The organism is Streptomyces sp. NPDC051664, assembly GCF_044453545.1.
In the GTDB taxonomy this organism is placed as follows: domain Bacteria; phylum Actinomycetota; class Actinomycetes; order Streptomycetales; family Streptomycetaceae; genus Streptomyces.
Genome location: NZ_JBITCU010000012.1, coordinates 46,169 through 65,035 on the forward strand (window position 1 = coordinate 46,169; position 18,867 = coordinate 65,035).

The window sequence follows — 18,867 nt, forward strand, 5'->3', positions numbered from 1 at the left end:
CGAGATCCGCCGGCCCGCTACGAGATCGCGCTGCGCAGTCCGGCGACGTCCAGCTGTTCGGTCTCGTCGTGCGCAGTCAGGTCGATGACCTTGCCGACGGTGCGGTTCGCGGCCGTGCCCGTACGGTGCGCGGCCAGTGCCTCCTCGCCGACCACGTCCGCAAGGTCCTCGTTCTGCACGGACTCGATCGCGGCGTGTGCCTTCTGCGTACCGAAGAAGTCGAAGCTTCCCTGCGGCACCGGATGGCGGCGGGACGCGGCGTACGGGACGACCGCGCTGGCGGCCGGGAACGTGCGCGGCGCCGGGAGCGCCGTCGACGGGCGGCGGGCCGGGGGCAGGGCAGCCTGCGGGCGACGCTGCTCGGTGCCCGGTGCCGCGGTCGCCGCATGCTTCCCCTGCGGCTCCTCGGCCTCCCGGGCGCGCTCCTCGAGATCGCGCTTCCGGGCCTGCTCGGCGGTGCGGCGGGCCTCCTGGAGCGCGGCGTTGCGGCTGAGGTCCTGCAGGGCCTGGGCGGCACGCAGATACGCGGCCGGCGTCGGTGTGGAACGGGCGGTGGGCAGCTCCCGGGGCGTGGCGGCCGCTTCGATCGCGAGCTGCCTGCGGCCCTCCAGCGCGCTGGCCCGCTCGGTCTCGGCGTTGGCGTACCGGCGCAGCAGCGCGGCGTGCTCACCGCGCAGACCGGCGAGCTCCACGCGCTTGCGGCGCAGCTTCGTCTCGAGCCGGACGCGCAGCGTCCGCGACTCGTCGAGGTCGGCCTCGAGCTCCGCTATGCGCTCCTCGGTATTCCATTCGTCGCTGGCACGGGCGCGCGTCAGATCCGCGACGCGGCGGCCCGCTTCCCGGTCCCAGGCGCGCATCAGATACGCCCCGGTGACGGCGGCGGCCGCCGCGGCGGCGACCAGTCCGCGCAGGACCAGGGGTTCGGCGAGTAGCCAGGCGCCCGCCGCACAGACGACTGCCGCTCCGGCGACGACCGAAGGAGGAAGGATTCTGTGGAGAGGCGGCGAATGGCGATGACGTCCACGTGGCATGGCCTGAAATTTACCGTGCGTAGGGGTCACTTGGGAGGCCGCCCGGCAATCTGTTCCCCGGCAGTTACCTGGCGGGCTTACCGGCGGCCTCCTAAGTCGTCATCCGCTACTTCTTGATCAGGCCTTTCGACTGCAGATAGTCCTTGGCCACATCGGCGGGCTTGGCACGCTCGGCGTCGACCTTGCGGTTCAGTTCCGCGAGGTCCTCCGTGGTGAGTACCTTGGTGAGCTTGCCGAGCGCATCGGCAATGTCCGGTGCGCCGGCGTCCTTGGCATTGAGAACCGGAAGGACGTTGTCCGCGTTCTGGAGCTTCTTGTCGTCGTCCAGGAACACCAGGTCGTAGCTGTCCAGCACCGCGTCCGTCGTGGTGGTGAGGACCAGCTGGTCCTTGCCGTCCTTCACGGCCTGCTTGGCCTGCGGGGTGCCGACTCCCTTGGGGTCGATACCGGTGACATCAATGCCGTACGTCTTCTTCAGACCCGGCGCGCAGAACGGCCGCACCTCGCACTCGTCGCCCGCCGCGATCTTCACCTTCAGCTTGGAAGCGCCGAGGTCCGAAAGAGTCTTCAGCTTGTTCTTGTCGGCGAATTCCTTGGTCACCGCGAAGGCGTTCTGGTCGACGGCGTCACCGGCCGGAAGCACCTTCAGTCCGCGCGGGGTGGCGAGCTTCTCCAGCGCGGCGACGGTAGCCGCCGCGTCACCGGAGGCAACCGGCTTCTCCTCGGCCGCCTTCGCCCCGTTCACCTTGGCGTTGAGGAATTCGGCGATCGTCGCGGCGTATTCCGGTACGACGTCGATCTCGCCCTTCTCCAGGGAGGGCTCGTACAGTTCCCGGTTCTTCACCGTGGTGACCGAGGTGCTGTATCCGGCGTCGCCGAGAATCTGCGCGTACAGCTCGGCGACCACCTTGGACTCGGTGAAGGCGGCGGCACCGACGACGAGCGAGCCCTTCTTCCCGGAATCACCGGACGCGGCGGAACCGCCCTTGTCCTTCTCCAGGCTGTCGCCGCCGCAGGCTGCGAGTGAGCCGGCCAGCACGACCATGCCGATGACCGCGCCCGCTATGCGCGAGGTCTTGCTCATGTTGTTCTCCGTCCACAGCAACAGGGCTGTTTGCGAGGTGCGTTGGGCACATGAATGGGATCGGTGATCAGGCGGTTCGCCGGCGGCGGAGCGGCGACAGGGCCCGGTCCAGCCCCACCAGCACCGCCTCGACGAGCAGGGCGAGAACGGCGACGAGCAGCGCGCCCGCGACCACCTGCGGTGTGTTGTACGTGTTGAATCCGGCGGTGATGATCCGGCCGAGACCGCCCTGGCCGACCATCGCGGCGATCGTGGCCGTGGCGACGACCTGGACCGCCGCCGAGCGCAGACCGGTCATGATCATCGGATAGGCCAGTGGGAGCTCGACCCGCACGAAGAGCTGGCCGCCGGACATCCCCATGCCCCGCGCCGCCTCCACCACCGACCGGTCCACCTCCGTCATCCCGACATAGGCGTTGGTCAGCAGCGGCGGCACGGCGAACAGCACCAGCGCGATGACCGTCGGCACATATCCGGCGTTGCGCAGCGGCGACACCATGAACAGGGCCAGCACCGCGAAGACCGGTATCGACCGCCCCACATTGGAGACGTTGACGGCCAGCGCACCCCCCTTCCCGATGTGCCCCAGATACAGGGCCGACGGCAGCGCGATCAGGCAGGCCAGCGCGAGCGACACCCCGCTGACGTACAGATGCTCGCCGAGCCGGTGGCCCGCCCCGCTCTCCCCCGACCAGTTGGCGCCGGTGGTCAGCCAGGTCCAGGCCTCTCCGAGAACCCCCATGCGTCAGACCGCCTCTTCCGTAGCGCCCGTACCCACGGCGTCGCGGGCCCTCGGTATCCGGGTCCAGGGCGTCAGCAGCCGCTGCACCCCGAGCAGCAGCAGGTCGGCGACCACCGCGAGCAGGACGCAGAGCACCGACGCGGTGAGCACCTGCGCCTTGAAGAAGCTCGGCAGGGCATCCTCGATGAGGTTGCCGAGGCCGCCTCTGCCGACGATCGAGCCGACGGTCGTCAGTGCGATCGTGGAGACCGTGGCGATCCGGACCCCGGCCATCAACGCGGGCAGCGCCAGCGGGAGTTCGACCTCCCACAGCAGCCTCGCCGGCCCGTACCCCATGCCCTTCGCGGCGTCCTTCGCCTCCTGCGGCACCGCTTCGAGCCCGGCCACGATGTTCCGTACGAGAATGGTCAGCGAATACAGCACAAGGCCGGTGACGACCAGCGCGGCGGAAAGCCCGAACAGCGGCAGCAGCAGCGAGAACATCGCCAGCGAAGGCACGGTGTAGAGCACCGTCGTCAGCCCGAGCACCGGTCCCGCCAGCCGCCGGCTGCGGCGCGCGAGCAGCGCCAGCGGAAATGCCACCAGGAGTCCGATCACCACCGATACCGCGGTGATCCAGATGTGCTGGACGGTCGCATCGGTCAACTCCTGGCTGCGGGAACGGAGATACTCCCCACAGATCCAGTCGTTCGCCACCAGGCAGTTCTGTCCGGCCATCCGTCCCCCCACCTCCCGTTTGCCGTGTCGGACCGATGTCTGGCGACCCTATCCTCGACCACTGACAATCGCCGAGGCCGTTGTATTCCAGCAACATGTCCTTCACAGAACACGCGCCACAATGGGGAACCATGATCCGATTCGAGCACGTCACCAAGCGGTACGCGGACGGCACGACCGCCGTCGACGATCTCTCCTTCGACGTGGCAGAGGGCGAACTGGTCACGCTCGTGGGGCCGTCTGGCTGCGGCAAGACCACCACCATGAAGATGGTGAACCGGCTGATCGAACCGACCGAGGGCCGGATATTCCTCGACGGGGACGACATATCCGCCATCGACCCCGTCCGACTGCGCCGCCGTATCGGCTATGTGATCCAGCAGGTCGGTCTCTTCCCGCACAAGACGGTGCTGGAAAACACGGCGACCGTTCCCCATCTCCTCGGCTGGAAACGAGGAAAGGGCCGGGAGCGCGCCGCCGAACTCCTCGACCTCGTGGGACTCGATCCGTCCGTTTACGGTGACCGATATCCGGACCAGCTCTCCGGCGGTCAGCGCCAACGCGTCGGAGTGGCAAGGGCACTGGCCGCGGATCCGCCGGTACTGCTGATGGATGAACCTTTCGGTGCGGTCGACCCGGTCGTCCGTGAACGCCTGCAGAACGAATTCCTCAGACTCCAGGCACAGGTCCGCAAAACCGTTCTTTTCGTCACCCACGACATCGAGGAAGCCGTCCGGCTCGGCGACCGGATCGCCGTCTACGGGCAGGGCTCCATCGAGCAGTTCGACTCCCCTGCGACCGTACTCGGCGCACCCGCCACCCCTTACGTCGCGGACTTCGTCGGCGCGGACCGCGGTCTCAAGCGGCTCTCCGTCACCCCCATCGAGGAGAGCGACCTCGACCAGCCTCCCGTCGTGCATCTGGACGACCCGCTCTCCCGGGCGACCGAGCGGCTGCGAGCGGAAGGGGCGCGCTGGGCCGTCGTGCTGGACCGCGATGACAGACTGCACGGCTGGATCCCGGCGGACACCGCCCGCACCGAGGCCAAGGGCACGGTCCGTGAACACGCCCGCCGCATGGAGGCCTGGCTCCCCGTCGGCGCCCCGCTCAAGCAGGCGTTCGCCACCATGCTCCAGCACGACGCGGGCTGGATAGCGGTCATCGACAAGGAGAGCACCGGCCGCTTCCTCGGGGTGCTCACCCCGGCTCGCCTCCATGAAGCGCTACGTCGCTCGATCGACGCGGACGCCCAGGACGTGCCCCGCGCCGAGGTGGCCGTGGAAACCGTGGCGACCATTGCCAGGACCGGCGCTCGCTGAGACCGGCACTCGCCGGGCCGGCGACGAGCGCTCAGTCCTCACTCAGCCGGCTGCTCATCCACTCCAGCACCGAAGGGATCTCCCGCCGCCACGTGTTGAAGTTGTGCCCGCCGCTGTCCAGCACGATCGACGACACCTGCGCGGGCGCCCTCACCTTCGCCATGAAGTGCCGCGTACCCCGGTAGTTCCCCTCGCCGTGCCGCGACGTGGTCACCAGGAAGGACGAATCGGGCTGCGGCCGATGATCCAGGCTCCACAGCAGATCGGCGCGCTCGCGGGCCTGCCGGCTCCCCTGGAAGAGATCACCGGTCGTCGGGTCCTCGGCGGCCCTGTAGTACGCGGACAGACCGGCGCTGGCCGAGAACCTGTCCGGGTGGTGCAGGCCGATCTTCAGCGCGCAATAGCCACCGGTCGAGTTGCCGATGATGCCCCAGTTCCGCGCCCGCTTCCCGATCCGGTACGCGTCCGAGACCGCCTGCGGCAGGTCCTTCGCGAAGAACGTCTCGGTCTGGGGACCACCCTTTATGTTCACGCACTCGGTGTCCCTCGGCGGCGTGACCGTTGGCCTCAGCATCACCAGAATCATCGGCTGCGCCCGGCCGGATCTCACCCGGTCGAGCGCTGTCCGCGGGTACCGAAGACCCTTCAGGAGGTTCTCCGAGGTGCCCGGGTAGCCGGTGAGGACGACGACCGCGGGGAACGTCCGGCGGGCGTACTCGGACTGGAAGTACTCCGGCGGCAGATACACATACGCCGAGCTCTCGATTCCCGAGAGCCGTCCTGCGACGACGACCTTGTCGATCCGGCCGACGGCCGTGGTCCGCGATTCGCCCGGGACATCGGGCCGTTCCATCCCGACCCGGACGATGTTCTTCGATGCCGACGCCCCGGTGGCACCGTCCGCCACCACGCCCAGTTCCTGCTGCCGGCCGAAAAAGTCGGCCCAGGAGCCGTAGAACTGAAAGGAGTTGTTTGCCAGCAGGCCAACCGAGGCGAAGAGCATCACCTGAGTGGCCAGCAACAGGCCGACCCGGCCGAACACCGCGGACACGCTGCGGCGGGCGAGCCTCGGCCAGAGACAGACCGTGGCGGCGAACAGAACGACAGCCAGCCCGATGGCCAGGGCCAGAACTGCCTTACTGGTGAGCCCCATAGTGGGTGAGCTTTCTTGTCAGGAAATTTCCGGGATGCGGGTGAACCCGCCGCCCGGAAGCCTCGTCCTAGAGGTCGCACATCGTCCGGGGCGCTTCGGCCGACGGACTCAAGAATCTCTCGCGGAACCACGGGAAGCGATGTCTGTCACGCTAGATGGGGATAAATCAGGTTTGGTTCCGCGTGCTGTACGCAAGCTCGCACGCGGACCGCGCCCGGAGGCCGTACCGGCGCTCGTCGGCACCGCCTGCACGTTCGTCGGCCTGGTCGACGTCGCCGCAGGCGTGTTCCCGCGCTTCAGGCACAGCCGGATGCACACGTTCGCCGAAGTGCTCCCCGGGGCCCTCGGACCCTTCGCCGCCGCACTGTCGCTGAGCGCGGGAGTGCTGCTGCTGCTTCTCGCACACGGCCTCAAGCGGCGCAAGCGGCGGGCCTGGCGCGCCGCCGTGGCCCTCCTCCCGGCCGGTGCGGCAGCGCAGTTCACCTACCGTCACTCGGTCATCGGCACCGTCGTCTCACTGACGCTGTGCTACCTGCTGGTCCGCCACCGGAACGAGTTCACCGCACTCCCCGACCCGCGGAGCCGTTGGAGGGCGCTGGCCAACTTCGTTCTCCTCGGGGCGGGTTCGCTCGGTCTGGGACTGGTCATCGTCTCCGTCCACCCCGGCCGGGTCGTCGGGAACCCCTCCATCGCCGACCGGCTCCAGCACGTCCTGTACGGAATGTTCGGCTTCGAGGGCCCCGTCGAGTACGCCGGGGTGACCTCCTGGACCGTGGCGTACTCGCTCGGCGCACTCGGTCTGCTGACCGCCGTCACCACCATCTACCTCGCGTTCCGCCCCGAACATCCGGCCGCCCGGCTCACCGAGGAGGACGAGCTCCGCCTGCGCGCCCTCCTCGACAAGCACGGCAGCCGCGATTCGCTCGGCCACTTCGCCCTCCGCCGCGACAAGGGCGTCGTCTTCTCCCCCAGCGGCAAGGCCGCCGTCTGCTACCGCGTCGTCTCCGGCGTGATGTTGGCCAGCGGCGACCCGATCGGCGACGTGGAGGCCTGGCCGGGCGCCATCGAGCGGTTCATGGACGAGGCCAAGGCGCACTCCTGGACACCCGCAGTGATGGGCTGCAGCGAGACAGGCGGCGAGGTCTGGACCCGCGAGACCGGGCTCGACGCGCTGGAGCTCGGCGACGAGGCGGTGGTGGATGTGGCGGATTTCTCGCTCGCCGGGCGCGCGATGCGCAACGTGCGCCAGATGGTGAAGCGCATTGAGCGGGCCGGCTACGAGACCCGGGTCCGGCGCGTCCGCGACATCGGCGAGACCGAGCTGACCCGCATCCGGCGGGCCGCCGCCGACTGGCGCGGCACGGACACCGAGCGCGGCTTCTCCATGGCGCTCGGCCGGATCGGCGACCCGGCCGACGGCGACTGCGTCATCGCCACCGCCCACAAGGCCGACGAGCGCACCGCCGACTCCCCGTACGGCGACCTGAAGGCCGTGATCCACTTCGTCCCGTGGGGTACGGACGGCATGTCCCTGGAGCTCATGCGCCGCGACCGCTCCGCCGACCCCGGCATGAACGAGCTGCTGATCGTCGCCTCCCTCCAGGACGCGCCCCGGCTCGGCATCGAGCGCATCTCGCTGAACTTCGCGATGTTCCGCTCGGCGCTCGCCCGCGGCGAGCGACTGGGCGCGGGCCCGGTGCTCCGGGGCTGGCGCGGCCTGCTGATCTTCCTGTCGCGCTGGTTCCAGATCGAGTCGCTGTACAAGTTCAACGCCAAGTTCCGGCCCCGCTGGGAGCCCCGCTTCGTCGTCTACCGCAGCAGCCGCGACCTGCCCCGGATCTCTTTCGCCGCGATGCAGGCCGAGGGCTTCGTCAACGTCGGCCTGCCCCGTCCCTTCGCTCGCCGCTTCGCGTCCGCCCGGCCCCTCCCCTGCGCCCACGCACCGGTCGCCGGCCAGGAGCACGGTGCCCGTACGGCATAACACTGCTCGGTACGGGCCTACGCTGGTCGCATGAGTACGTTGCGTGGACGAGGCACGGTCCAAGGCCTGCCGGGGTGGGACCGCTGCGCGGTCATGGGTGTCGTCAATGTGACCCCGGACTCCTTCTCCGACGGGGGCCGCTGGTTCGACACCACGGCTGCGATCAAGCACGGCCTCGACCTGGTCGCCGAGGGCGCCGACCTGGTCGATGTCGGCGGCGAGTCGACCCGCCCGGGCGCCAGCCGGGTGGACGAGTCCGAGGAACTGCGGCGTGTGGTCCCCGTCGTCCGGGAGCTGGCCCGGGAAGGCGTCACGATCTCCGTTGACACCATGCGGGCCCGCGTCGCCGAACAGGCCGTCGCCGCCGGTGCGGCCCTGGTCAACGATGTGAGCGGCGGGCTCGCCGACCCGGACATGATCCCGGTCGTCGCCGCGTCCGGCACGCCGTTCGTCGTCATGCACTGGCGCGGCTTCAGCGAGTCCATGAACAGCCGCGCGGTGTACGAGGACGTCGTCGCCGAGGTCGTCGCGGAACTGCGGATGCGGATGGACGCCGTGGTCGCGGGCGGTGTCGCCCCCGAACGGATCGTGGTCGACCCGGGCCTCGGCTTCGCCAAGGACGCCGCCCACGACCTCGCTCTCGTCGCTCACCTCGACGAGCTGAGCGCTCTCGGCCGACCGCTGCTGGTCGCCGCCTCCCGCAAGCGGTTCCTCGGCCATGTGCTGGCCCGTGAGGGTGCCGCCCCGCCGCCCGCCCGTGAACGCGACGCGGCCACCGCCGCGATCTCCGCCCTGTCCGCCCAGGCGGGCGCCTGGGCGGTCAGGGTCCACGAGGTCCGGGCCACCGCCGACGCCGTACGGGTCGCCCGCGCCGTCGAGGGAGCCGCGTGACCGAGCCGCACGACGACCAGACGGAGGTCGCCGCCGACATCGCGGCGGTCGAGCAGGCCAACACCGCCTTCTACGAGGCGATGGAACGCGGCGACCTCGACGAGCTCTCCGGGCTCTGGCTGCCCGGCGAGGACCTCACCATCTCCTGCGTCCACCCCGGCTGGCCGGTACTCAGCGGCCGCGGCGAGGTGCTGCGCAGCTATGCGCTGATCATGGCGAACACCGAGTACATCCAGTTCTTCCTGACCGATGTCGGGGTCTCGATGACCGGTGACACGGCTCTGGTGACCTGCACCGAGAACATCCTCAGCGGCGGCCCGGCGGAGGACGGCGGCGAGCTCGGGCCGCTGGTCGGCCAACTCGTCGTCGCCACCAATGTCTTCCGCCGCACCGGGGACGGCTGGAAACTCTGGTCCCACCACGGGTCGCCGGTGCTGGCCGACTCCGATGACGACGATGACGAGGACACGCCCTCCTGAGCGGGTATGCCTCCGAGGGGAATGGAATCCGGGACGGCGGGTAGGGGAGGCGGCTACCGGCCCAGCACGGCCCTGTCCATAGCCCCGCGGGCGAGCACTGTCGGTGCTCGCAGGTAGATTCGAATGAGGGCACCTCGCCACCCGCATGCGGCCCCGTGCCTCTACGACCAACGACAGCAGGAGTGATTCGCGTGGATCGTGTCGCGCTGCGCGGCCTCAGGGCCCGTGGGAACCATGGTGTGTTTCCCCGGGAGCGGGAAGAGGGCCAGACCTTCATCGTGGACCTGGTTCTCAGCCTCGACACCCGTCCCGCGGCAGCCGCCGACGACCTGACGAAGACCGTGCACTACGGCGTGGTCGCGGAGGAAGTCGTCGAAATCGTGCAGGGAGACCCGGTCGATCTGATCGAGACACTCGCGGAACGCATCGCCCAGAAGTGCCTGGGGCACGAGGGTGTCGAGGAGGTGGAAGTCGTCGTCCACAAGCCGGATGCGCCGATCACCGTCCCCTTCGACGATGTGACCATCACCATCACCCGGAGCCGAGCATGACTGCATTTTCTACCGAGGGGCAGAGCGACCCGACCGTACAGCCGGTTCCCGCCTCCGTGGTCGAGCAGGTGGACGCCGCGGACATCACCCTTTCGAACCCCAAACGCGCCGTGCTCTCTCTCGGCTCCAACCTCGGCAACCGGCTGGAGACCCTGCAGGGCGCCATCGACGCGCTGGAGGACACCCCCGGTCTCCGGGTCAAGGCGGTCTCCCCGGTGTACGAGACGGAGCCCTGGGGCGTCGCCCCCGGCTCCCAGCCCAAGTACTTCAACGCGGTGATCGTCGTGAAGACGACGCTTCCCCCGTCCTCCCTCCTGGAGCGCGGCCAAGCCATCGAGGAGGCCTTCGAGCGCGTCCGTGAGGAGCGCTGGGGCGCGCGGACCATCGACGTCGACATCGTGGCGTACGCGGACGTCGTCTCCGACGATCCGGTCCTCACCCTCCCCCACCCCCGGGCCCACGAGCGCGCCTTCGTCCTCGCCCCGTGGCACGACATCGACCCCGAGGCCCAGCTGCCCGGCCGTGGCCCGGTCGCCGACCTGCTCGACGGCATCGGACGCGAGGGCATACGTCCCCGGCCCGATCTGGAACTCCGCCTGCCCGAGTAGTCGTTAGGCTCAGGGCAGGCCGGCAACGGCACAGAACAGACGGATGGACACAGAGACCGACGGTCGGTCGACCGGCGGCGAAGGGCGGCTCTCGCGGTGAGGCAACTACGGCTCCGGGTACTGGCCGGAATCTTCGTCGCGGCAGGCGTGCTGTCCTGGGGCGTCGCCCGCCTCTGGGACTCGCTCGACACCCTGCCGAGCGTGCCTCTCGCCGCACCCGTCGTGCTCGCGGTGATCGCCGTCATCCTGCTCGCGACGGCGCTCTCCATCCGTTCCCGGCTGCGCGCCCAGCGTGAGCGCCGCCCGGGCGCGAAGGGCGTGGAGCCGCTGATGGCGGCCCGCGCCGTGGTGTTCGGCCAGGCCAGCGCCCTGGTCGTCTCGCTGGTCGCCGGCCTGTACGGCGGCGTGGGAGTCTTCCTGCTCGGCTCGCTCGACGTGCCTGCCCGCCGCGACCAGGCGATCTACGCCGGCTTCGCGGTGCTGGCCGGCATCGGGGTGGTTGCCGCCGCCCTGTTCCTGGAACGCGTCTGCAAGCTCCCGGACGACAAGGACGACGACAAGAGCGCCGCTTCCGCCTGACGCGCCGTGCCCGTCCGGCACACCGGCACCACCCACGGCAGCACCGACACCGCAACCGGCCCTCAGCGCGCCATGATCAGGCTCATCGCCTCCGCGCGCGTCGCGGGGTCACGGAGCTGGCCGCGTACCGCCGACGTCAGCGTCTTCGCGCCCGGCTTGCGGATCCCGCGCATCGACATGCACATGTGCTCGCACTCGATCACGACGATGGCTCCGCGCGGCTCCAGGATCCTCATCAGCGAGTCTGCGATCTGCGTGGTGAGCCGCTCCTGGACCTGCGGGCGCCGGGCGTAGACGTCGACCAGCCGGGCCAGCTTCGACAGACCGGTGATCTTTCCGGTGGTCGCCGGGATGTACCCGACATGCGCGACCCCCCGGAACGGCACCAGGTGGTGCTCACAGGTCGAGAACACCTCGATGTCCTTGACCAGCACCATCTCGTCGTGGCCGAGGTCGAACGTGGTCGTCAGGACGTCCTCGGGCGCCTGGTGCAGACCGGCGAATATCTCCTTGTACGCCCGCGCCACGCGTCCCGGCGTCTCCCGCAGTCCCTCCCGGTCCGGGTCCTCCCCGACGGCGATGAGAAGCTCGCGCACCGCTGCCTCGGCCCGCTTCTCGTCGAACTCACCGATCGAGCCCTGGCCGTCCAGCGTCACCGGGTCGGTCATCTGTGCCTCGTTCCTTCAGCTGTCACCTGCGCGCATCGCGCGGGCATACCAAAAAGCCGTGCCCCACAGGCTAAAACCTGGGGGGCACGGCATCCATTCCGGGTCGGTGGACCCCCGTGACGGGGGCCACACCGGGTCCGTACTAGCTCTCCGGACGCTCCTCCGGGACCGCCTCGGCAGCCGGGGCGGTGTCCGTCGGCGTCGAGCCGTTGGCCGTGGTGACGCCGTTGGTGAGAGCAAGCTCCTTCGGCGAGAGCACCGGAGGCCGCGTCGACGGCGTACGCCGTGCGGAGCCGGTCCATGCCGGACGGGCCGGACGCTTCACGATTCCGGCGAAGACCTCGGCGATCTGCTCCTTGCCCAGGGTCTCCTTCTCCAGCAGCTGGAGGACCAGGTTGTCGAGAACGTCGCGGTTCTCGACGAGGATCTCCCAGGCCTCGTTGTGCGCGGTCTCGATGAGCTTCTTGACCTCTTCGTCGACGAGCGCCGCGACCTCTTCCGAGTAGTCGCGCTGGTGGCCCATCTCCCGGCCCAGGAAGGGCTCGGTGTTGTCGCCACCGAACTTGATCGCGCCGAGCCGCTCCGTCATGCCGTACTGCGTCACCATCGCGCGGGCCGTGGCACTGGCCTTCTCGATGTCGTTCGCAGCGCCGGTGGTCGGGTCGTGGAAGACCAGCTCCTCGGCCGCGCGCCCGCCCAGCATGTACGCAAGCTGGTCGAGCATCTCGTTGCGCGTCGTGGAGTACTTGTCCTCCTCGGGCAGCACCATCGTGTAACCGAGGGCGCGGCCGCGGGAGAGGATCGTGATCTTGTGCACCGGATCCGAGTTCGGCGAAGCCGCCGCGACCAGGGCGTGTCCGCCCTCGTGGTACGCGGTGATCTTCTTCTCCTTGTCGGACATGATCCGGGTCCGCTTCTGCGGGCCGGCCACGACGCGGTCGATCGCCTCGTCCAGCATTTCGTTGTCGATCAGCTTCAGGTTGCTGCGCGCCGTGAGGAGCGCCGCTTCGTTCAGCACGTTCGACAGGTCGGCACCGGTGAAGCCTGGCGTACGACGGGCCACGGCGCCGAGATCGACGTCCGGGGCGACCGGCTTGCCCTTCTGGTGCACCTTGAGGATCTCGAGACGGCCCTGCATGTCCGGCCGGTCGACCGCGATCTGCCGGTCGAAGCGGCCCGGACGCAGCAGCGCCGGGTCGAGGATGTCCGGCCGGTTCGTGGCGGCGATCAGGATCACGCCGCCCTTCACGTCGAATCCGTCCATCTCGACGAGCAGCTGGTTCAGGGTCTGCTCGCGCTCGTCGTGACCACCGCCGAGACCCGCACCGCGGTGCCGGCCGACGGCGTCGATCTCGTCGACGAAGACGATCGCCGGGGCGTTCGCCTTGGCCTGCTCGAACAGGTCACGGACCCGGGAGGCACCGACACCGACGAACATCTCGACGAAGTCGGAACCGGAGATCGAGTAGAACGGGACGCCCGCCTCGCCCGCGACGGCGCGTGCGAGCAGAGTCTTGCCCGTACCGGGAGGCCCGTACAGCAGGACGCCCTTGGGGATCTTGGCCCCGACGGCCTGGAACTTCGCCGGCTCCTGGAGGAACTCCTTGATCTCGTGGAGTTCCTCGACCGCCTCGTCGGACCCCGCCACATCGGCGAACGTCGTCTTCGGGGTGTCCTTGGTGATCAGCTTGGCCTTGGACTTGCCGAACTGCATGACCTTGGAGCCGCCACCCTGCATCTGATTCATCAGGAACAGGAAGACGACCACGATCAGGACGAAGGGCAGCAGCGAGAGAAGGATCGAGATGAACGGCGACTGCTTCGACGGCGAGACGGTGTAACCCTTCCCGATGTCACCGCTCTCGAACTTCTTCTGCAGCGTGTCGGCAAGCTGGACACCCTGGTCACCGATGTAGCTCGCCTGGAACTTGCTGCCGGACTCGCCCGAGAGTTTCTGGCCGTCCTTCAGCTCAATCTTGAGGATCTGTTCGTCACCGGTGGTCAGCTTGGCCTGCTCCACCTGGTCCTTGCTGATCGCCTGGATCACCTTGCCGGTGTCCACCGTCTTGTAGCCGCCCGACGAGCCGACGACCTGCATCAACACGACCACGGCGAGGACGGCCAGCACGATCCACATGACCGGCCCACGGAAGTATCGCTTCACGTCCATCCATACGGAGCGAAGTCGCCCCGTCCCTCCTGCCCGTAGGTAAATGCTGCTGAATGCTGCTGTGAGAAAAGACTGTTCTTCGGACGGTACCCCAGCATTGTCACCCGTGACCGCCGGGGACGTCTGTCAAACGCGCCTTCGAAGGCTTCAACGCCGCGCGGCGGTCAAGGGTTCCCCGGCAGCCCGCCCGCATGGGATGCGGACCGCGAGGGAGGGGTTCCGGCCGGTCAGCCGCCGTAGACGTGCGGGGCGAGCGTCCCGACGAAGGGCAGGTTGCGGTACTTCTCCGCGTAGTCCAGGCCGTAACCGACGACGAACTCGTTGGGGATGTCGAAGCCGACCCACTTACAGTCGAGCGCGACCTTCGCCGCGTCCGGCTTGCGCAGCAGGGTGCAGATCTCCAGGCTGGCGGGCTCACGCGAGCCCAGGTTCGACATCAGCCAGGACAGCGTCAGGCCCGAGTCGATGATGTCCTCGACGATCAGGACATGCTTGCCCTTGATGTCGGTGTCCAGGTCCTTGAGGATCCGGACGACACCGGACGACTGGGTGCCCGCGCCGTACGACGAGACAGCCATCCAGTCCATGGTGACGGGGGTGGACAGTGCGCGTGCCAGGTCCGCCATCACCATCACTGCGCCCTTGAGGACGCCGACGATGAGCAGATCCTTGCCCGCGTACTCCGCGTCGATCTTCGCGGCCAGCTCGACGAGCTTCGCGTCGATCTCTTCCTTGGTGAGGAGCACCGCCTGAAGGTCGGTGCCCATGTCCTTCTCGTTCACCCGCGTCTCTTTCTCTGCCTGCCCGGTCCGGGGTGGTGTCCCGGACCTGCGCGGCCGCTCGCCTGCATGTCAGCCGCTTGTGCGTCAGCTCTGCCGAATCACCAGTCTGCCACCCTGGCGCCGGGCTTCGACTCGGCCGGGGAGGTTGATGGCCTGCTGGCCGCGCCAGCCGGTGATCAGCCGGTCGACTTCTTCGATGTGCCGGGCGAACAGCGAACCGGCCGGAGCGCCCGCCTTCACGGCCGCACGGCGCAGCACACGGCGGCGGACGGCGGGCGGCAGCGCATACAGCTTGGCGCACTCCAGCTGCCCGGCGTCGTCACGAACGGCGGAGTCGGCCTCGGCGGCCCAGGTGTCCAGGGCGTCGGCGTCGTCGCGGGACAGCTGCGCGGTACGGGCCAGGGCCCCGACGACGCCTTTGCCGAGCGCCTTCTCCAGGGCGGGCAGGCCCTCGTGACGCAGCCGGGAGCGGGTGTAGGCGGGGTCGATGTTGTGCGGGTCGTCCCAGACGGGCAGGGACTGGACCAGGCAGGCCTTGCGGGCGGTCTGCCGGTCGAGCTGGAGGAAGGGGCGGCGGTAGCGGCCGGCCGGGCCGGATGCGGCGGCCATGCCGGAGAGCGAGCGGATACCGGAGCCGCGGGCGAGGCCGAGCAGGACCGTCTCCGCCTGGTCGTCGCGGGTGTGGCCGAGCAGCACCGCGGCGGCGCCGTGCCGCTCGTACGCCGCGTCCAGGGCGGCGTAGCGGGCGTCACGGGCGGCGGCCTCGGGACCGCCCTCGCTGCCGACGTGCACGGCGACGGCCTCCACCGGGTCCAGGTGCATGTCCCTGAGCCGGGCGACGACCTCGGCGGCGCGGACGTCGGACCCGTCCTGGAGGTTGTGGTCGACGGTGATGCCGCCGGCCCGGACGGCCAGCTTGCGGGCCTCGAAGGCGAGGGCCGAGGCGAGCGCCATGGAGTCGGCGCCGCCGGAACAGGCGACCAGCACCAGCGGGGTGTCGGGCCGTTCGGGAAGCGCGGGACGGTCGGCGAGTGCGGCGCCGCACCTGCCCGTGCCGGCTTCGGCGAACTCGGGGCGCGAGGCGCGCTCGGTATGTGCGATGTGTTCGTTGTGATCGGTGCGTTCGGCGAATTCGTTGAGTACGTCGTGGAGTACGCGGCGGACCGCCAGGCGTATCGCCGCGACCGCAGGATGGGGACCCATGTCCGGTGCCCTTCGTGAAGTTTTGGGGGGTGCTTCGGAGCGTCGGCACGGACGACTGCCGTCACTCAGAGTGCGTCGATGGTGACAGAGCCGGGCCGTCCATCGAGCATTGCACGCCTTTCCATGCCCCTACGGTCCCTCGGATGGGTGATTACCGGCGCGTACTTCTGTCGTCTTCCGCCGTCGGCCGCCTCATGATCACGACTCTGCCTTACGGTGCACCCTCGCGATCCAGTCGGCCGGGGCGGCGATCTCGGCCTTGGTGGGGAGGGTGTTCGGGGACGTCCAGACCCGGTTGAAGCCGTCCATGCCGACCTCGTCGACCACGGCGCGTACGAACCGCTCGCCGTCCCGGTACTGGCGCAGTTTGGCGTCGAGGCCGAGGAGCTTGCGCAGCGCCTGGTCGAGCCGCGAGGCGCCGCGCGCCCGGCGCTGCTGGAACTTCTCCCGGATCTCGCCGACGGAGGACACGACCTCGGGGCCGACGCCGTCCATCACATAGTCGGCGTGCCCTTCGAGCAGCGACATCACGGCGGTGAGCCGGCCGAGGATCTCGCGCTGGGCAGGGGTCTGGACGATCTCCACGAGACTGCGGCCGCCGTCCTCGCCGTCCTCGCCCTCGGGCCGGCCGCCGGCGAGCGACTGGGCGGCCTCGCGGAGCCGCTCCAGCACGGTCATCGGGTCGACGTCGGTCTCGTCGAGGAATGACTGGATCTCACCCTGCAGGTGGTCGCGGAGCCACGGCACACCGGTGAACTGGGTGCGGTGGGTCTCCTCGTGGAGTGCGACCCAGAGCCTGAAGTCGTGCGGGTCGACCTCCAGTTCACGCTCGACGTGGACGATGTTCGGGGCGACGAGCAGCAGCCTGCCGCCGCCGTCCGCCGAGGCCGGGAGGTCGCGGCCGGCCGGGGCGAAGGTCTCGTACTGGCCGAGCACCCGGGAGGCCAGGAACGACAGCAGCATGCCCAGTTCGACACCGGTGACCTTGCCGCCGACCGCGCCGAGTACGGCGCTGCCCGGGCTGTTGCCGCGCCGGTCCTGCATCTTCTCCAGGAGGGGGCGAAGCAGTTCGCGGAAGCCCGCGACGTTCGCCCTGATCCAGCCGGCCCGGTCGACGACCAGGACCGGGGTGTCCTCCGGTTCGGTCCCCTCGGGGATCATCCGCGTGAAGGAGCGGACGTGTTCCTCCGCGGACTTGGCATGCCGGCGGAGCTCCGCGACGACTTCGCGGGCCTCCTCGCGGCTGATGTCGGGGCCCGGCCGTACAAGCCGGGTCGCGGTCGCAACCGCCAGATTCCAGTCGACCATCTCGGCACCACCGATGCTCGTCATGCGTCAACCGTACGTGCTCGGGTCCTTCCGCGGTGAGCTCTTGACCGGCTCACCCGGTGCGGGCGGCGAGGCTCGCGGCAAGGACGTCGAGCGAGGACTGGGCCTCGGACGGCGAGGTCGTACCGGATGCCAGGAAGGCGAAGGCGAGCAGCCGCCCCTGCCCGTCGACGACCGTCCCGGCGAGGGTGTTCACCCCGGTGAGGGTGCCGGTCTTGGCGCGGATCAGGCCGGTGCCGCGTGATGTTTCGGTGTACCGCTTGCTGAGGGTGCCGCTGAAGCCGGCCACCGGGAGGCCGGTGAGGACGGGGCGCAGTTCGGGGTGGCCCGGGTCGGCGGCGAGGGCCAGCAGCCCGGCCAGCAGCCCGGCGGTGACCTTGTCCTGCCGGTTCAGTCCGCTGCCGTCGGCGAACTTTGCGCCGTTCAGCGGCAGATGCAGCTTCTTCAGCTGCGCGGTGACGGCCCGTCGGCCGCCGTCGAAGTCGGCGGTTCCGCCCGCGGCCAGGGCGGTCTGCCGGGCCAGCGCCTCGGCGATGTCGTTGTCGCTGTTGGTCAGCGCTCGTTCGACGAGGGCGGACAACGGGGCGGAGAGGTGCTTGGCGACGGGCCGGGACTTGGCGGCCGGGCGGCCGGACACTGGGCCGGAGCCGGTGTCGATGTTCGCGTCGTTCAGCAGTCCGGCGAAGGCGCGGGCGGCGTCACCGGCCGGGTCGCCGCTGCGCGGGGCGGGCCCGCTGTCCGTACCGTCGAGCCGCCCCTCGTCCACCATCAGGGCGCTGACCGGGGCGATGTTCTCGTTGGGGCCGATCGGGTGCAGCGCAGGTCCGGAGTACCGGGACGTGTCGTACGCGAGGCGGACGGTGTCGATGCCGCGGTCGCGCAGCGCGTGCACGGTGTCGGCGGCCAGCTCGCGCAGCGCCGCCTTGTCGAGCGTGGGGTCGCCGCCGCCCACGAGGGTGAGGCTGCGGGAGTCCGGTGACGCCTGGACCGTCGTGGCGATGCGGTGTCCGGGACCGAGGGCGGAGAGCGCAGCGACGGTGGTGGCGATCTTGACGGTGGAGGCGGGCGTCATGGCTGTGTCGGCGCCCTTCCCGTACAGCCGCTTGCCGGTGGCGGTGTCGATGACGACGGCGGTACGGACCGTGCCGAGCGCGGAGGCGTTCAGCAACGGGGTGAGGGTGTCCCGGAGATCGGCCGTTGCTCCGTCCGGGGCGTCCGGGGCGGACTTGTCGACCCCGGTGCTCAGAGCCGCGAGGACCGCCGGGGCACTGGGGGCCGGGGCCGGTCCGGACGGTGCGGTGGCCTCGTGATGTGCGCCACCTGTACGGCTCCTGGCGGTGGCCCACTCCCGCTCGGCCTTACGCTGACCCGAGTCCCAGGGGCCGGCGGCGAGGACGGCGCCGGCTGCGAGCGCCAGGCCGAGGACGGCGGAGCCTGCCGTGAACTGCCAGTTGCTCAGTCCGTGCAACTTGTTCAGGCGGGCCGCTCCGGTCGGCCCGCGGAACGCTTTCAACGGATTGATCGACGGTCTTTTCACCGGCTCGGCCACCGTTGACCAGCCCCTTTCGCGAGCACACATC

At 69.7% G+C, this 18,867-nt stretch carries 18 protein-coding genes; 7 read left to right on the plus strand and 11 right to left on the minus strand.

Features of this window, described 5'->3' with window-relative positions:
* Nucleotides 1-17: 17 nt before the first annotated feature.
* From ACIA8E_RS22660 to ACIA8E_RS22675, 4 genes are all read right to left on the minus strand, one after another.
* Nucleotides 18-1,031 (minus strand): hypothetical protein, encoded by a 1,014-nt coding sequence (locus ACIA8E_RS22660; protein ID WP_399301029.1) that lies wholly within the window; start codon nt 1,029-1,031, stop codon nt 18-20.
* A gap of 106 nt (nt 1,032-1,137) precedes the next feature.
* The gene (locus tag ACIA8E_RS22665; RefSeq protein WP_399301031.1) at nt 1,138-2,115 is read right to left on the minus strand and encodes an ABC transporter substrate-binding protein; all 978 of its coding nucleotides are present in this window, start codon (nt 2,113-2,115) and stop codon (nt 1,138-1,140) included.
* Between the two features lie 67 nt (nt 2,116-2,182).
* Nucleotides 2,183-2,857, minus strand: a complete 675-nt coding sequence (locus tag ACIA8E_RS22670) for an ABC transporter permease (protein WP_399301033.1) — start codon at nt 2,855-2,857, stop codon at nt 2,183-2,185.
* 3 nt (nt 2,858-2,860) lie between these two features.
* A complete protein-coding gene (locus ACIA8E_RS22675; protein WP_399301035.1) occupies nt 2,861-3,574 on the minus strand; it encodes an ABC transporter permease in 714 nt (237 codons plus the stop codon).
* 131 nt (nt 3,575-3,705) lie between these two features.
* Between ACIA8E_RS22675 and ACIA8E_RS22680 the strand changes: the two genes are divergently transcribed.
* On the plus strand, nt 3,706-4,893 hold the full coding sequence (locus ACIA8E_RS22680; protein ID WP_399301037.1) for a betaine/proline/choline family ABC transporter ATP-binding protein: 1,188 nt from the start codon (nt 3,706-3,708) through the stop codon (nt 4,891-4,893).
* Nucleotides 4,894-4,924: 31 nt separating this feature from the next.
* Here the strand turns inward: ACIA8E_RS22680 and ACIA8E_RS22685 are convergent, their stop codons facing one another.
* Nucleotides 4,925-6,046 carry an alpha/beta hydrolase gene (locus tag ACIA8E_RS22685; RefSeq protein ID WP_399301039.1) on the minus strand — a complete coding sequence of 374 codons (1,122 nt, stop codon included), beginning with the start codon at nt 6,044-6,046 and terminating at the stop codon, nt 4,925-4,927.
* Nucleotides 6,047-6,185: 139 nt separating this feature from the next.
* Between ACIA8E_RS22685 and ACIA8E_RS22690 the strand changes: the two genes are divergently transcribed.
* From ACIA8E_RS22690 to ACIA8E_RS22715, 6 genes are all read left to right on the plus strand, one after another.
* Complete coding sequence (locus ACIA8E_RS22690; protein ID WP_399301041.1) at nt 6,186-8,027, plus strand: phosphatidylglycerol lysyltransferase domain-containing protein; 1,842 nt, start codon at nt 6,186-6,188, stop codon at nt 8,025-8,027.
* 93 nt (nt 8,028-8,120) lie between these two features.
* Nucleotides 8,121-8,918 (plus strand): dihydropteroate synthase, encoded by a 798-nt coding sequence (gene folP, locus ACIA8E_RS22695; RefSeq protein WP_399301310.1) that lies wholly within the window; start codon nt 8,121-8,123, stop codon nt 8,916-8,918.
* A complete protein-coding gene (locus ACIA8E_RS22700) occupies nt 8,915-9,397 on the plus strand; it encodes a nuclear transport factor 2 family protein (RefSeq protein ID WP_399301043.1) in 483 nt (160 codons plus the stop codon). Before folP ends, ACIA8E_RS22700 begins: the two co-directional genes overlap by 4 nt.
* A gap of 191 nt (nt 9,398-9,588) precedes the next feature.
* Complete coding sequence (folB, locus tag ACIA8E_RS22705; protein WP_030972318.1) at nt 9,589-9,948, plus strand: dihydroneopterin aldolase; 360 nt, start codon at nt 9,589-9,591, stop codon at nt 9,946-9,948.
* Nucleotides 9,945-10,556 (plus strand): 2-amino-4-hydroxy-6-hydroxymethyldihydropteridine diphosphokinase, encoded by a 612-nt coding sequence (gene folK, locus ACIA8E_RS22710; RefSeq protein ID WP_399301045.1) that lies wholly within the window; start codon nt 9,945-9,947, stop codon nt 10,554-10,556. The genes folB and folK overlap by 4 nt, the downstream gene beginning before the upstream one ends.
* A gap of 96 nt (nt 10,557-10,652) precedes the next feature.
* Nucleotides 10,653-11,135, plus strand: a complete 483-nt coding sequence (locus tag ACIA8E_RS22715) for a DUF3180 domain-containing protein (RefSeq protein WP_399301047.1) — start codon at nt 10,653-10,655, stop codon at nt 11,133-11,135.
* Between the two features lie 62 nt (nt 11,136-11,197).
* On the opposite strand, the gene folE is transcribed toward ACIA8E_RS22715, so the two are convergent.
* The 6 genes from folE to dacB all read right to left on the minus strand — a co-directional run bounded on the left by folE (nt 11,198) and on the right by dacB (nt 18,836).
* Nucleotides 11,198-11,803 (minus strand): GTP cyclohydrolase I FolE, encoded by a 606-nt coding sequence (gene folE / locus ACIA8E_RS22720; RefSeq protein WP_399301049.1) that lies wholly within the window; start codon nt 11,801-11,803, stop codon nt 11,198-11,200.
* Between the two features lie 142 nt (nt 11,804-11,945).
* Nucleotides 11,946-13,973, minus strand: coding sequence for an ATP-dependent zinc metalloprotease FtsH (gene ftsH / locus ACIA8E_RS22725; protein WP_399301051.1), 2,028 nt, complete (start codon nt 13,971-13,973; stop codon nt 11,946-11,948).
* A gap of 227 nt (nt 13,974-14,200) precedes the next feature.
* The gene (hpt, locus tag ACIA8E_RS22730) at nt 14,201-14,740 is read right to left on the minus strand and encodes a hypoxanthine phosphoribosyltransferase (protein ID WP_030972308.1); all 540 of its coding nucleotides are present in this window, start codon (nt 14,738-14,740) and stop codon (nt 14,201-14,203) included.
* Between the two features lie 99 nt (nt 14,741-14,839).
* The gene (gene tilS, locus ACIA8E_RS22735; protein ID WP_399301053.1) at nt 14,840-15,958 is read right to left on the minus strand and encodes a tRNA lysidine(34) synthetase TilS; all 1,119 of its coding nucleotides are present in this window, start codon (nt 15,956-15,958) and stop codon (nt 14,840-14,842) included.
* A gap of 198 nt (nt 15,959-16,156) precedes the next feature.
* Entirely contained in the window at nt 16,157-17,290 is a 1,134-nt protein-coding gene (locus ACIA8E_RS22740; RefSeq protein WP_399301055.1) for a zinc-dependent metalloprotease, read from the minus strand.
* Nucleotides 17,291-17,339: 49 nt separating this feature from the next.
* A complete protein-coding gene (dacB, locus tag ACIA8E_RS22745; RefSeq protein WP_399301056.1) occupies nt 17,340-18,836 on the minus strand; it encodes a D-alanyl-D-alanine carboxypeptidase/D-alanyl-D-alanine-endopeptidase in 1,497 nt (498 codons plus the stop codon).
* Between the last annotated feature and the right edge of the window lie 31 nt (nt 18,837-18,867).

Excerpts from the sequence above, each read along its gene's own strand:
- ftsH (WP_399301051.1), bottom strand. The coding sequence starts at position 13,973 with ATGGACGTGAAGCGATACTTCCGTGGGCCGGTCATGTGGATCGTGCTG.
- ACIA8E_RS22670 (WP_399301033.1), bottom strand. The coding sequence starts at position 2,857 with ATGGGGGTTCTCGGAGAGGCCTGGACCTGGCTGACCACCGGCGCCAAC.
- ACIA8E_RS22690 (WP_399301041.1), top strand. The coding sequence starts at position 6,186 with ATGTCTGTCACGCTAGATGGGGATAAATCAGGTTTGGTTCCGCGTGCT.
- ACIA8E_RS22685 (WP_399301039.1), bottom strand. The coding sequence starts at position 6,046 with ATGGGGCTCACCAGTAAGGCAGTTCTGGCCCTGGCCATCGGGCTGGCT.
- ACIA8E_RS22660 (WP_399301029.1), bottom strand. The coding sequence starts at position 1,031 with ATGCCACGTGGACGTCATCGCCATTCGCCGCCTCTCCACAGAATCCTT.
- hpt (WP_030972308.1), bottom strand. The coding sequence starts at position 14,740 with ATGGGCACCGACCTTCAGGCGGTGCTCCTCACCAAGGAAGAGATCGAC.
- ACIA8E_RS22665 (WP_399301031.1), bottom strand. The coding sequence starts at position 2,115 with ATGAGCAAGACCTCGCGCATAGCGGGCGCGGTCATCGGCATGGTCGTG.
- folP (WP_399301310.1), top strand. The coding sequence starts at position 8,121 with ATGGGTGTCGTCAATGTGACCCCGGACTCCTTCTCCGACGGGGGCCGC.
- ACIA8E_RS22675 (WP_399301035.1), bottom strand. The coding sequence starts at position 3,574 with ATGGCCGGACAGAACTGCCTGGTGGCGAACGACTGGATCTGTGGGGAG.
- ACIA8E_RS22680 (WP_399301037.1), top strand. The coding sequence starts at position 3,706 with ATGATCCGATTCGAGCACGTCACCAAGCGGTACGCGGACGGCACGACC.
- folE (WP_399301049.1), bottom strand. The coding sequence starts at position 11,803 with ATGACCGACCCGGTGACGCTGGACGGCCAGGGCTCGATCGGTGAGTTC.
- ACIA8E_RS22740 (WP_399301055.1), bottom strand. The coding sequence starts at position 17,290 with ATGACGAGCATCGGTGGTGCCGAGATGGTCGACTGGAATCTGGCGGTT.
- folK (WP_399301045.1), top strand. The coding sequence starts at position 9,945 with ATGACTGCATTTTCTACCGAGGGGCAGAGCGACCCGACCGTACAGCCG.
- tilS (WP_399301053.1), bottom strand. The coding sequence starts at position 15,958 with ATGGGTCCCCATCCTGCGGTCGCGGCGATACGCCTGGCGGTCCGCCGC.